This is a genomic window from Leptospira meyeri, assembly GCF_004368965.1.
Taxonomy (GTDB): Bacteria; Spirochaetota; Leptospiria; order Leptospirales; family Leptospiraceae; genus Leptospira_A; species Leptospira_A meyeri.
In genome coordinates this window covers 1,932,375-1,945,417 of record NZ_SORO01000001.1, presented here as the reverse complement: position 1 = coordinate 1,945,417, position 13,043 = coordinate 1,932,375, and the positions used below count along the sequence as shown (strand labels likewise).

Genomic DNA, 13,043 nt, shown 5'->3' with positions numbered 1-13,043 from the left:
TTATTAATAGTTACTTTAGATTATTTATCACAACTTCCGGAAGAGAGATTAAATTCTTTTTTCTCTTCTGGATCTATAATTGATTTTCCATAATCACTTTGGAGTTTGAAGCAACTCATCCTGTTTTGTTTTCCTTCTTTTTGAAAACAATCACAAACAGCCGATACTTTTTCTTTTGTTGTAAGATTTGTATTAATTTCTTTTGATCCAGCTAATTCTTGTTCGCACTTCTGTATGTAAGATAGATACAAGTCATAAGATTTGGATCCTTTTTTTAGGGTTGAAACATGCGTTTCTCTAAGGGTCAAACATTCCTTTTTATTTGATTCGTTTTGTGATGTTTTTCCATTTTTTAGACAATCGCAAAGTGCTTTCGCCTTGGATTCTGGATTTGCAATCAAAGAAGTTACGATTAAGAATAATAAAAAAATGATAATTTGTTTTTTCATTCCAGTGATTGTAATTTATTAAATGAAATGTCAATTAGGATTGTAGTTTTCCATTTAGAGAACAAGATTCTTTTCTAAATACAAAGATCCATTTCACAATGGAATAGGATGGATCTTTGTATTACCTTTTTATAAGTTAAAGTGTAGACACCGGATAACTACGGATCCATTTTTCCGATTTTTCTGGATCATCATAAAAATGTTCTGATGTCCTTCCGAATCTGCGTTCATATTCATTGATTTTATAACTATCATGATGGCAATGAACAGCGGCTAGGCACTCCATTCCGTTTTCAGATGTTAGTTTTAAATCTTTTGCTTCTTCGAATAAATCTAAATATCCAATCCGCCAATTGTATTTGCTTAAGAGAAGTGGGATGATGTCCCGGTAGGCTTTGTGCGCAGAGACTGAAGAAGGATTGAGTCCATGAAGGTTGACAAAGATTTTAAATTTTGTACCTGCTGGAATTGTAGAGAAGGTTTTCTCTAAACTTTGTTTCCATTGGGAAACTTCGTCTTCAGTGATTGCTCCTGTGATTCTTGTAGTCACAAGTGCTGAATCCTGTTCCCAATTTGTATAAATTTCATTTTCCATATTCTTTGGACTTTGAGGAGTAATCCCTAGATCTTAAAAAAAGGTTTTTTCGTTAGAATCGTTCTAGGTAGATTGCCAAAAATCAACGATTTCAAACTCTGTACCAAAAGCCTGGGATTGAGTTCATTCAGAATAATTTGATATTCTTAACCATGTTCAATACAAATATCGAGGAATTTTTATGCAACGCAATTCTATTAAATTCATTTTACTCTTAAGTGGTGCTTCCATACTTTTCATCATCAGTTGTCTGGTTGGAACTGTTGCCTATTACTTCGGGCAGAAAAAAATTCAAGAGGCTTATATCGGACAAATGCAAGGGACTGTTGCCATTGTTGGCCAATCCATCAATGATTTTTTTCAAAGTCACGTCAATGTGATTAAGACTGTTGCGAATGACCAAAGAACGATAGCGTCTATCAAAACGGGAAAACCTCTTGCACAATCATATTACAAAGAGCTTACCGACCTCTACAAAGTTTACGAAAATATTTATACTCACACTTATGATAATGATCCTCGTGTCGTAACTGATGCTACTGGCCAAGCAATCGGATGGAAAATGAAACCTGAGGATATGGATCCTGACGAACTCAAAGCTGGTAAAGAAAAAAGATATTTCATTGGGAAACCGCTTTTAAATCCCCTAACAAACAATCCAGTCTCAACAATTACGTACCCGGTGTATGATAATGGAAAGTTAATTGGAAATTCAGGAATTGCACTTTCATTAACCGATCTAACGGATTTAGTAATTAATAAAATTAAAATTGGTCGTGATGGTTATGTGGTAGTTTCCACAACGGGAGGGCTCTTAATTGCTTTGAAGGATAAATCTCAGATATTAAAGTATGATTTGTCAAAAGATGAATCAGGCGCACGTATGTTAGCTTTGAAAACGGGTGAAGTACTTGAATTTGATTATTTAGAAAAAGCACATATTGCTGTCAGTTATCCATTAAAAGAGTGGGGAGTGACTATACTTGCCATCCAACCAAAAGAAGAAATCAAAGAAGCTCTATTTGATTTAATGATCACCATAGTGATTTCTTCTATTTTCATTGCTTTGGTGTCTATTTGGCTTTTGTATGTATTGCTTAGCAAACGTTTGAACCCACTGGAAGATGTAAGTCATATATTCAAATCCATGTCGGAGGGAGATTTAACTTCTTCCATTAAAGTTGTATATGATGATGAAATTGGGCGGATGGGCCAAGGGCTTAATACTTTCATTGCAAGTTTAAGAAAATCATTTGAAGAAATCCAAAGGATAACGATGGAATTGGCTTCCGCATCAGAACAACTTACTTCTTCTTCAAATAATTTTGCAACAGGAGCGCAGTCAACAGCCGCATCTTCAGAAGAAATGTCTGCAACGATTGAAGAGATGTCTGCTGGTATGGATTATATCGCTGCCTCTACCGAAAGACAGTTTGGAAATTTTGCAAACTTCCATTCTAAAATTCGCGAATTGTCGGAAAGTATCCGTAAAATTGGTTCTGAAATTGAAAGCACTTTAAAACTAGCTGAATCGATTTCTGATCAGGCCAAAAAAGGAGAAGAGTCCATCCAAGGGATGAGCCAAATGATTGAAAACATCCTCCATTCTTCTGGAGAGATGACGGCCATCATTCAGATCATTAATGAGATTTCAGACCAAACACAACTCTTAGCATTGAATGCTGCCATTGAAGCAGCAAGAGCAGGTGAGGCCGGAAGGGGATTTGCTGTCGTTGCCGATGAAATTTCAAAACTTTCCGAAAAAACAGCTTCATCCATTAAATCCATTGGAAACATGATTACAAAAAACAATCGGGAATTGGACTCGGGTGCTAATGCCATTCGTTCTTCGGCAGCCATGTTACATAATATCATTCAAAATGTGGAAACAGTGAGTGAAGCAATGAACAAACTGTATTCAGTCACATCCGCACAAGAATCCATCAAACGAGAAGTAGATGAAGGTGCTGAACAAATGGGGCAAGATGCGGAGACAATCAAACTCTCCACGAACGAACAGAAAAGAGCAGTGAGAGAAATCTCTGAAGTGATCATCCAGATCAACGAACACACGTTAAGTACAGCTTCTGGATCAGAGGAAATGTCTTCCTCTGCACAAAATTTAGCATCCACTGCAGAGATTTTAAAAGGGATTACCGATCGGTTTAAGTTATAAAAATGGTTCGACAGAGAATAAAAATTTGTAATTGTTTTTTACAAATTGGTTTGTTGAGGGTTTCATGTTCCGGTTCATTAAAATATTTTTGTATCTATTTTGTTTTCTTTTTTTCTTTCAATGTTTAGGAAGTCGCCGACCCATTGTTCCGTCCTATGTTGATCCACAAGGAAGTTTGCGAGATGCAGTAGTTGGTAAAAAATATATGGTTTCGACTGGAAACCCATTGGCAACCAAAGCCGCCATCAAAGTTTTGGAGGATGGTGGGAATGCCGTTGATGCGGCAGTAGCCGCATTGCTTGTGTTAAATGTAACAAATGGTGAAGCGGCCAGTTTTCCATCCGTTGCTCCTACCTTGGTGTATGATCAAAAATTTGGACAAGTCAAAAGTTATATTGGAGCTGGTACGGCTCCCCAAAAGGCCAACATCAAATGGTTTAAAGAAAATGGTTATGACGTGATGCCAAAAAATTCTATCTTGGCTCAGTTGTTGCCAGCCTCTCCAGATGTCATCGTAAGACTGTTACAAGATCATGGATCAAAATCTTTTTCTGAGTTAGTAAAACCGGCAATTGTCGTTGCGGAAGAAGGATTCCCTGCCAACCGAATTCTCGTTAAAAACTTAGATTTACCATTATACAAAAGATTGGGTTTTACAATCCTTATGCCTTATAATTCCGAAGTGTATCTTGAAAAAAAATGGTGGTATGGAATTCGAGAAGGAGAGTTAACTAAACGATTGGACCTTGCAAAAACTTGGAAGTCCATGGCAGATGAAGAAAAAAAATCTCTCAAAAAAGGAAACACCAGAAAACAAGCGTTAGAATCTGTAAGGGATTATTTCTATAAAGGGCCAATTGCTGACGCTATTGTCAATTTACATACCGACAAAGGTGGACTTTTTACAAAAGAAGATTTGGCAAATTATTCAGGTGGTTGGGAAAAACCAATTTTGGGAGAGTATGGAGAATATCAAATTTTATCTAACCAAACCTGGACCCAAGGACCTGTTGTTCCGATGGTTTTGCAACTGTTAGATGGTGTGAACTTAAAATCGATGGGCCATAATTCTCCTGAATACATTCATACAGTATCACAAGCAATCGAACTTGTAGTTGCAGATAGAGAAAGATATTTTGGAGATCCAAAATTTGTGGATGTTCCAATCGACGGGTTACTTTCAAAAAAATATGCAACGATGAGACGAAAATTGTTACAGAAGGAGGCTTTTGGTGCCACTCCTCCAAGTGGAAACCCTTGGTTGTTTTCCTCTAAAAAACCTGTTTCTTTGCCAATGTCACCTAACGAAGTAAAAGATGTTTCTCTGGGAGAAATTAAGTATGGAAAAGACACAACTTATTTGAGTATCATCGATGCTTCTGGCAATGCTGTTTCTCTCACCCCAAGTGATTTTCCTCAATCTCCGATGGTACCTGGAACGGGACTAACACTGGGTATACGGATGACTCAATTTCGTTTAGATCCCAATCATCCTTCTGCCTTAGCCCCTGGCAAACGACCAAGGATCACTCCCAACCCAGGAATGGTTTTGAAAAATGGAAAGTTGTGGATGAGTTTTGGGACTCCAGGGGGAGATGTACAAAGCCAAGCTATGATCCAATTCTTTTTGAATGTAATTGTTTTTGGGATGGATCCACAAAAGGCGGTGGAAGCACCTAGATTTCGTTCGGTGAATTGGCCAGATAGTTTTTCTCCTCACGTTTACCGTCCAGGTGGAATTGAGTTAGAAGAAACTTTGTATGAAAGAGTTTCTGATTCGCTGAAAGAAAAAGGATATAAGGTTTACAAAAAAGGTCATTTGGATAATGACTTAGGATCCGTATGTGCTGTGTTAAATGATAGTAAAAACAAAAAACTCATTGGGGTGGCCGACCCAAGAGAAGAGTCCTGGGCAGAAGGTAAATAGTTTAGTTTCGATGACCAAGATACTTTTAATTGAAGATGAACCAGGAATTCAAGAAACCATTCAAATTTCATTAGAGTCAGAAGGATTCAATGTTTTTTTAGCCTCTACCGGAAAACAAGGAATTGAAAAAATTTCAAATGATATATCTTTAATCATCCTTGATATCGGACTTCCTGATCAAAATGGATTTGAAGTATTGAAAGAAATTCGAAAAGAATATTTAACGCCCGTTATTTTTTTGACAGCTAGGAACACCGAGATTGATAAAGTTTTGGGGCTTGAAATTGGCGCAGATGACTACATTGTAAAACCATTTAGTCCTAGAGAACTTTTGGCAAGGATACGTGCAATTTTAAGACGATCCACTCCCACTCAAACAAAAAATTTAGAAGATCAAAAACTGAGAATTTCGTTGGATAAAAAGTTAGTTTATTTCAATGGTTATAACTTAAATTTATCTCCTTATGAATACAAAACCATGGAACTGTTTTTTAAATGGCCAGGAAGAATTTTCACAAGAGAAGAAATTATGGACAGTGTTTGGACGGAACCAGAAGATAGTTTCGACCGCGCTGTCGATACTGTGATTAAAAACATCCGTGCTAGGTTCAAAGAAATAGAACCAGACTTTGACCCTATTGAAACAAGGCGTGGACAAGGGTATGGATTGAAGGAAAAAATATGAACCTTTGGATTCGCATCATCATTAGTTTTTTTTTATCCTAAGTATCGGTTTTTATTATTTAATCGATAAAACAGAAGAATCCATTCGGCCTCGTTACATGGAGACGGTTGAGGAATCTTTGAATGACACAGCTCATATTTTGTCTGCTATTGTCGAAGAGCGATTAGAACAAAATCCAAAAGACATTAATCATTTTAAGTTATCCCTTCATACCTTGTTTTCTCCCGTGTTTGAGAATACAAACAAACGTTCATTTGAAGCAAAAATTTATTCGTTATTAAAAACTAATACAGACATCCAGCTATATATTACGGATAAAAATGGCATTGTGGTCTATGACTCTGAATCTTATCGAGAAGGTCTCGACTATTCAAGGTTTAATGATGTTTACTTGACTCTTCAAGGTAAGTATGGAGCAAGGTCTAGTAAATTACTTGATACGGAAGGCGAAGGTGCTTTGTTTGTGGCTTCTCCTATACGATTCAAAAATCAAATGATCGGGGTCCTTACTGTCATCAAACCAAAAACAGGTGTGATTCCATTCATTGATGAAGCTAAAAGAAAGTTTTGGCGTATTTCTTTACTTGTGGCTTCTGCCATTGCCATCCTTTTTAGTTTGCTTGCTTATTTGAGTTTCCGTCCTATTTTGCGTTTGTCACAGTATGTGAGTTCTTTACGAAAAAAGGAAAAGGTTGTATTTCCAAAGATAGGAATTCGTGAATTGAATGAGTTAGGGAAAGAAGTCGATTTGTTAGTCGAAGAGATTGAAGGTAAAAAATATATAGAATCTTATATACAAACCCTTACTCATGAGATCAAAAGTCCTCTATCCTCCATCTTAGCATCTGTTGAGCTTTTACAATCTCATCCGAATGAATCAGACCGTTTGACAAAAAATATTCACGAAGAGGCAAAACGAATTCAAAATCTCATTGAGCAAATGTTAGAGCTTTCTTCCTTAGAAGGAAAAAAAACAATCATCTTGGAAGACAGGGTATTTTTATATGATCTCGTACAGGAGGTAATTGCCAATTTCAAATCCGAACTAGAGTGGAAGTCCATTCAGATTTTTACCGAATGCAAAAATAAACTTTTGGAAATGAAAGGAAATCGCAACTATTTGTATTTAACCGTCGAAAACTTACTCAGAAACTCGATCGACTTTGCAAAAAAAAACGATACCATTTGCATTCGAATTGAGGAAAAACCAGACCATTCGATCGATTTTTCTGTAATGGATGAAGGGCATTCGATTCCTGATTTTGCATTGGATCGAATCACAGAAAAGTTTTATTCCCTGCCCCGTCCTACTAACAATCGAAAGAGTTCTGGTTTAGGACTTAGCATTGTTAGTCAAATTGTAGATTTACATAGTGGGAAATTGAAAGTCCAGAATCGAAGTCCTCGCGGCGTTGAAGTTTTGATTCAGTTTCCAAAAATATAGATCCTCACAGAATCCTCACATTTCGATCATAAAAGACTCACGAAAGTAACTTATCTTAAAGATAGGAGTTTTTTATGAGTAAACTACAAACATCTGTTAACCTTCGTTTGGCCATCCTGGGTGGGATGGTTTTATTATTTATCATCCCACTGGTGATGATTGGTTCTTTGATAGAAGAAAGAAGTGCATCGAGAGACCAAGCTGTAGTTGAGGTTGGGGAAAAATGGGGATCCAATCAAACCATTGTTGGTCCTATTTTGATGGTCCCTTATAACGTAAGAATCCCAAAGTCAGGTTCCACAAAGGAAAAAGACAAGTGGGATTACATTACCGATTATGCATATTTTTTACCGGATGAATTGGATTCAGTCGTTGAGATGAAAACAGAACTACGTAAAAGAAGTATCTATGAAATTCCGCTATACACAAGTAAGATGAGGCTTTTTGGTAAATTTTCGCCGATGTATTCATCTGACTTTCCTTTAGATACAACATACATTTATTGGGATGATGCTCGAATCATTCTTTCTGTGTCTGATATGAAGGGGCTTGGAGGTGAAATGAAATTGTTGTGGTCAGGAAAAGAGAAAAAGTTTTTACCTGGAACCAAGTCTTCTTATCTACCTTCAGGACTGAATGCTTCCGCAAACATTACCGAAGCGGGAAATTTTATTCCCTTTGAAATTCAATTAGAAGTCAAAGGTTCGGAAGCTTTTTCAGTTGTTCCGATTGGAAAAAAATCTAAATTAGTGATGAGTTCTGATTGGAGAGATCCTTCTTTTAATGGAAACTTTTTACCAAAAGATCGTTCGATCCAAGATGATGGATTTTCGGCTGTATGGGAGTCATCATACTTTGCAAGATCTTATCCACAAGTGATCCACTCTATGGATGAATCCATTCTGAATTCGATAATAAATTCTGCTTATGGAGTGAACTTAGTCATTCCTGTCGACCATTATTTAAAAATGGAGAGATCAGTTAAGTATGGTTTACTCTTTATTGTCACAAGTTTTGCCTTATTTTTCCTAATGGAAGTGTTTGGTGGAGTTCTGTTACATCCTATCCAATACATTCTGATTGGATCTGCTATGGTTTTGTTTTATATTTTAAACTTATCGTTTTCTGAACATTTTGGGTTTTTAGCCGCTTATATTTTGTCAAGTTTCGCCGTAACTGGTCTCATTGGCTACTATGCCATCAGTGTTTTAAAAAATAAAAAGAAAGGTCTGATCACCGCTTCCTATTATTTGGTTTTATATTCGTTTTTGTATGTAATCCTTGCTTCTGAAGACCAAGCCTTGCTTCTAGGATCGTTGGCTTTGTTTTTGGTTCTTGCTGCAGTGATGCATTTCACTCGCAAAGTGGATTGGTATCAGTTCGGGAATAAGAAGGAAGTTTAATTTAGAAACAAAATTATGTAAGTGAATGCAATCGAAACTTTCGTAACATTCGATAGTTGAACTAAGATACCTAACAGGAGAAAAAATCCCTGTTAGGTTTTTTTGAAAGGTTATTCTCCAAAACTTTTGGAAAATTCAAGTGTGAAGTTGAGTGAGGTGAAATCAAATTTTGTAGTTTGAGATCCGTCCCAAGCAGAATACAGTAGGGTTGCTGTCGGTGAGTTTCCTAAAGTCAGGTAATTTTGGTATTTTACCTTCATACTTTCTTTGGAGTATCCCCATTTCGCAGCAAACCAGGAAGAAAATCGAAAGACAAAGTCAATTGATTGTTTTGTTCCTGTGTATGATGCATCTCCACCTGAATAACCAAGTGCGGCCGTACCAAGAGTTGAAACAGATGTTGTGATTCTGGAATCGTTTCCACTTAAAGAATAGAACTGTTGTCCCAAATGGATTTCAAACCATCGCAATGGCTTAATCTCTAAGTGGATACCAGGAACAATTCCTTTTACTTTTAAATTTGTATCTCTAGGTTGGAATACATAGAAAGTATTAGTGAAAAATCCTGATTGGTAAAAACCATAGGACAGCAACATACTGTTTGTGGATTGATCAACTGTTACTTGTCTTAAGCTTGCACCAATGTTAAAGTATGGGCTCAGCGGATGGTAATAAGCTACACCTAAACTCTTTTTGTTCTCAGTGAACTGAGCTTGATAAGGGTCTGATTCGTTCGATTTTTTTTGATTCATTAATACTCGTGATTCGTAAAAAATTCGAAACTTATCTTGATACCGATATTCTAATTCCCTGGTATTAGCACTTCCATCAAACTTAGGCATTTGTTGAGAATAGTTGAGTAATCCATTCAAAGTGGCGCCGTTAAACAACATAAATGAAAGGTCTTCATTCCTTACATAATCTTTCTCTGGAATGAGTAGACCACCCGCACTCCCCATGGATCGGAAGTACACACGGTGTTTGTCAGGTTGTCTTACTTCTGGCAATTCGTGGGTAGAGTCAAAGTCTTTTGCTAAAAGATTGCCAAAAGACAAAAACACTACCCCCAATATTAGAATGATTTTGTTATGGGACACGGTCTATTCCCCCCAAACAATCACACATTCGCGATAAAAAAGTCCGAATGGCAAAATCGTTAAAGATTCTCTATCAACGACAGCAATCTTTTTGATACCTGCATGTTGTGCAGCTTCTTCAATGGAGTTACCCGCACCATAAAAGAAAATATTCACGCCGATGCCTGATAAACTGCAAGACTTCCCTGATTTTTCTACTTTAGCAGAGGTTACCATATTTCCAACGGCATCCCCATTTAGATGTTGGGTGGTGTTGGAAAATAGATACGCTGGAAGTGGAGTGGTCACACAGTTTGTAAAAAGTGCCAAACTAAAAATTGAAAGTAAAAGGTATTTCATGATTATTCTCCAGATACAATGGTACAGTAGTTACGGAATAAACCGGTAAAGACGGATAAAGAAGAGTGGTCAATGGTTGCAATTTTGCTGATTCCGTTTTTGTTTGCGACAGATCCTGCACCTGCATCACCAACGCTAAAAAGATAAAGGACAGTAAATTGGCATCCTTTTCCTTCTTTTGAAGACTTTACATTGTTTTCTGGGTTAAACGTACCCGCAAATTTGGTAGAGTTAAAAAGAAGTCCATGAGTAGGACCAATCGCACAATTTGCGAATAAAAACACACTTAATAGAGAGATAAATACTAATTTCATTTTCATTGGTGAACTCCGTTTATGATCCTTTCACAATTACACAAACTCTATGGTAAACATAACCTAAGATTCCGAGTTGTTCATAATCCAAATAGGCTACTTTTGTGATGTTCGCACTTTTCTTTGCTGTTTCGATGGAAGAATCTCCGAACGAAACCAAATAAAGAATGGAGTGACTGCAGCCTTTTCCTTCCGAAGTTCCTTCTGCGTTAAGTCCAAGTGGCCCCGGAACATATGTTTTGTGGAAGAAAAGCCCACCTTTGGAAAGAGTGGATGCTGTTGCGTATTCCCTTGTTGGGTTTGTGTTAGCACTTGGCACATAACTAGCGTGGTATGAAGTACCAGAACAGTTTTGTGTTAGTAATATGAATGTGAGTGAGATGCCAAAGAAAATGCTCTTTTTCACATGATTCTCCTGATCATTTTTTTGACAGTTATCGTTTGACTTATGTTTTGTGTCAATCTTGTTGGAGAATTAAAAAGAAATACTAACAGACGATCTGTGGTTTTGTAGTAAAAAACCAGTATGCTATAATGATCTGTTATTCTAATGTGGTTGCTCAACCTAATAGATGTCTTGTGGAGAAAGAATTATTGCACACTGATGTTTTTTTTCTAAAAAAACTTCATAAACACACAAAATCTGAAATCTGAATTGAAATGGGAAAGGTCGAGATCGCTAACTCATAGAGGAAGAATTTCGGATTCAGACAAGGTTCAGCATTTTTTAGAAAAAAAACTAGGGGAAATTTTCCTAGCTCTTTTGAAGCGTTCTAAATGATTCCTTCGTCACTTACGGAAAAAAAATGTAATTCTCTCAGATTCACTTCGTCTCATTCCATTGAGGTGAACTAGGTTCAGGTATTTCACGCAATGGAATGAGCGGCGGATTGGTTCACACTTGGGCACCGGCTTTATGTGGCCAAACCTTTGGTTTCCGGACGTCTGTTGGGTTTTAGGACGTTTCTTGCCAATAGATTCCATTTCTAAACTATGACCTAAATCTATTTCCTTTCTAAAGAAGGTACAGTTTGTTTTCTAAATTTTTTGCCCCAAAGAAAGCCATGACGATTTCCGATGACCTTTTCACGGAAGTGATGTTACGAAACAACAAACGGATGTTTCTATCGTTTCTATCAATCCTTGCCCTCGCCAACATAGCAACACTATCCATTAAGTTTGCTGGGAAAGGTTCGGATTATCTTACATACCAGAGTATACTCATTGAGTTTGTTCTCGCCACTTCCATATTAATTTTTGGTTTTTTACTCTCTTCAAAATTAAAAACACACTGGTCTTCTAGTTACATATCCATCACAGGGGTTACACTTTGTTTGTTGGTTTTTCAATATGAAATTTATGGAGCAACTGAACTTGCTGCTACGTTTTATATTTCTTTTGTTTTAAGTGTGTTGTACTTCAATCGCAATGCTTCAATATATAACTTTATTTTGATCATTATTTCTGAAATTGTTTTGTTTGCTTTGCGGCCTGAATTAATTCCTGGTGGGCCAAAGAGTAATATCATTGTAAGATTTTTAATTTTTGTTTGGGTTGGAATTGGAGCAACTGTCGGGGCAACGGCAACAAGAACCCTCCTTAATTTAGCTGTTGAGAAACAAAAAGAAGCAAAGAAAGCTTTAGACAATTTGTTGCATATGGCAAAAACCATTTTGAACACAATTGATATGATGAAACAACAAATTAAAAACCAGGATACAATTTCAGAAGAACTAAAACTAATTTCGGAACACCAGGCCACTTCGCTTTCTGAAATTTCGACTTCTTTAGAAGAATTATCTTCAAAAGCAGATTCAAATAATAAAATCGCAAAATCATTGTATCATGAATCTGAAACGTCGATTCAATCAGTGAACGATTTAAAAGCCATCAACGAAACAGTTCAAACTGGCACTGGCAGGATTTATAAAAACCTGGATGTTGTATTAGGTTATTCGACTGATACTTCTGAACACATTCATCTTTCGATCAATAAGTTCAATATCCTCCAGGAAAAAAGTACGGAAATTTCTGATTTTGTCTCTGTGATCAATGACATCGCTGACAAAGTAAACTTATTATCGTTAAATGCTGCCATTGAAGCTGCAAGAGCAGGCGAACATGGGCGAGGTTTTGCCGTTGTTGCGGAAGAAATATCAAAGTTAGCTGATGCTACGACGAGAAACTCCAAAGAAATTTCTAAGATCATTCAAGAGAACCTCTCATTGATTGGTGAAAGTAGTGAACTGATCAACAGGTCATCTGAAATGATGGGGAAACTCGATACCGCCATTGGTATTATTAAAAATGAAATCACGGGAGTTGGTACAAAGATTGTAGAGATCGACAAAGCGATTGAGACCATCGACAATCTCAATACCAGGATTTACGAAACTAGCAAAACCATCGAAAATTCAACGAACTTTCAAAAGATTGCGACTGAGGAATCTACAAAAATCACTGCCAACATTTCAGAATATGCGACCAACATAGTCGAAATTTCCAAACAAATATCAGAAAGTAGTAAATCGACCGGTGGGATCATTGTTCAGCTGGATGCGATGGCAAAAGAAATGACCAATTAGCGATCATTTTGTCCGAAAGAACTCGTTTC

At 36.9% G+C, this 13,043-nt stretch carries 12 protein-coding genes; 6 read left to right on the top strand and 6 right to left on the bottom strand.

Features of this window, described 5'->3' with window-relative positions; all coding sequences use genetic code 11:
- Window positions 1-20: 20 nt before the first annotated feature.
- Together CLV96_RS09055 and CLV96_RS09050 are read right to left on the bottom strand one after the other, a co-directional pair.
- Complete coding sequence (locus tag CLV96_RS09055) at window positions 21-449, bottom strand: hypothetical protein (RefSeq protein WP_134151895.1); 429 nt, start codon at window positions 447-449, stop codon at window positions 21-23.
- A gap of 136 nt (window positions 450-585) precedes the next feature.
- A complete protein-coding gene (locus CLV96_RS09050; protein ID WP_020776254.1) occupies window positions 586-1,044 on the bottom strand; it encodes a hypothetical protein in 459 nt (152 codons plus the stop codon).
- Window positions 1,045-1,225: 181 nt separating this feature from the next.
- Between CLV96_RS09050 and CLV96_RS09045 the strand changes: the two genes are divergently transcribed.
- The 5 genes from CLV96_RS09045 (at window position 1,226) to creD (ending at window position 8,679) form a co-directional block, all read left to right on the top strand.
- Window positions 1,226-3,220: a methyl-accepting chemotaxis protein gene (locus CLV96_RS09045; protein WP_020776614.1), complete on the top strand. Its 1,995-nt coding sequence runs from the start codon at window positions 1,226-1,228 to the stop codon at window positions 3,218-3,220.
- Between the two features lie 64 nt (window positions 3,221-3,284).
- Window positions 3,285-5,147, top strand: a complete 1,863-nt coding sequence (locus tag CLV96_RS09040) for a gamma-glutamyltransferase family protein (RefSeq protein ID WP_020777056.1) — start codon at window positions 3,285-3,287, stop codon at window positions 5,145-5,147.
- A gap of 10 nt (window positions 5,148-5,157) precedes the next feature.
- The gene (locus CLV96_RS09035; protein WP_134151893.1) at window positions 5,158-5,832 is read left to right on the top strand and encodes a response regulator; all 675 of its coding nucleotides are present in this window, start codon (window positions 5,158-5,160) and stop codon (window positions 5,830-5,832) included.
- 34 nt (window positions 5,833-5,866) lie between these two features.
- Window positions 5,867-7,276, top strand: a complete 1,410-nt coding sequence (gene creC / locus CLV96_RS09030; RefSeq protein ID WP_338092317.1) for a two-component system sensor histidine kinase CreC — start codon at window positions 5,867-5,869, stop codon at window positions 7,274-7,276.
- 74 nt (window positions 7,277-7,350) lie between these two features.
- Window positions 7,351-8,679: a cell envelope integrity protein CreD gene (gene creD, locus CLV96_RS09025; protein WP_134151890.1), complete on the top strand. Its 1,329-nt coding sequence runs from the start codon at window positions 7,351-7,353 to the stop codon at window positions 8,677-8,679.
- A gap of 110 nt (window positions 8,680-8,789) precedes the next feature.
- On the opposite strand, the gene CLV96_RS09020 is transcribed toward creD, so the two are convergent.
- The 4 genes from CLV96_RS09020 to lsa14 are packed head-to-tail and all read right to left on the bottom strand — an operon-like array spanning window position 8,790 to window position 10,835.
- A complete protein-coding gene (locus tag CLV96_RS09020; protein WP_020776137.1) occupies window positions 8,790-9,776 on the bottom strand; it encodes a hypothetical protein in 987 nt (328 codons plus the stop codon).
- 3 nt (window positions 9,777-9,779) lie between these two features.
- Window positions 9,780-10,115, bottom strand: coding sequence for a TRL domain-containing protein (locus CLV96_RS09015; RefSeq protein WP_020776333.1), 336 nt, complete (start codon window positions 10,113-10,115; stop codon window positions 9,780-9,782).
- 2 nt (window positions 10,116-10,117) lie between these two features.
- The gene (locus CLV96_RS09010; RefSeq protein ID WP_020776014.1) at window positions 10,118-10,435 is read right to left on the bottom strand and encodes a TRL-like family protein; all 318 of its coding nucleotides are present in this window, start codon (window positions 10,433-10,435) and stop codon (window positions 10,118-10,120) included.
- A gap of 13 nt (window positions 10,436-10,448) precedes the next feature.
- Window positions 10,449-10,835 (bottom strand): adhesin Lsa14, encoded by a 387-nt coding sequence (gene lsa14 / locus CLV96_RS09005; RefSeq protein WP_020776779.1) that lies wholly within the window; start codon window positions 10,833-10,835, stop codon window positions 10,449-10,451.
- A 625-nt stretch (window positions 10,836-11,460) separates the two neighbouring features.
- Between lsa14 and CLV96_RS09000 the strand changes: the two genes are divergently transcribed.
- Window positions 11,461-13,014 carry a methyl-accepting chemotaxis protein gene (locus CLV96_RS09000; RefSeq protein ID WP_134151888.1) on the top strand — a complete coding sequence of 518 codons (1,554 nt, stop codon included), beginning with the start codon at window positions 11,461-11,463 and terminating at the stop codon, window positions 13,012-13,014.
- The last annotated feature ends 29 nt before the right edge of the window (window positions 13,015-13,043 follow it).

What these genes read in the sequence shown, in the direction of transcription:
- CLV96_RS09035 (WP_134151893.1), top strand. Translation starts at nt 5,158, where the DNA reads ATGACCAAGATACTTTTAATTGAAGATGAACCAGGAATTCAAGAAACC.
- CLV96_RS09055 (WP_134151895.1), bottom strand. Translation starts at nt 449, where the DNA reads ATGAAAAAACAAATTATCATTTTTTTATTATTCTTAATCGTAACTTCT.
- creD (WP_134151890.1), top strand. Translation starts at nt 7,351, where the DNA reads ATGAGTAAACTACAAACATCTGTTAACCTTCGTTTGGCCATCCTGGGT.
- CLV96_RS09010 (WP_020776014.1), bottom strand. Translation starts at nt 10,435, where the DNA reads ATGAAAATGAAATTAGTATTTATCTCTCTATTAAGTGTGTTTTTATTC.
- CLV96_RS09050 (WP_020776254.1), bottom strand. Translation starts at nt 1,044, where the DNA reads ATGGAAAATGAAATTTATACAAATTGGGAACAGGATTCAGCACTTGTG.
- CLV96_RS09015 (WP_020776333.1), bottom strand. Translation starts at nt 10,115, where the DNA reads ATGAAATACCTTTTACTTTCAATTTTTAGTTTGGCACTTTTTACAAAC.
- CLV96_RS09040 (WP_020777056.1), top strand. Translation starts at nt 3,285, where the DNA reads ATGTTCCGGTTCATTAAAATATTTTTGTATCTATTTTGTTTTCTTTTT.
- CLV96_RS09045 (WP_020776614.1), top strand. Translation starts at nt 1,226, where the DNA reads ATGCAACGCAATTCTATTAAATTCATTTTACTCTTAAGTGGTGCTTCC.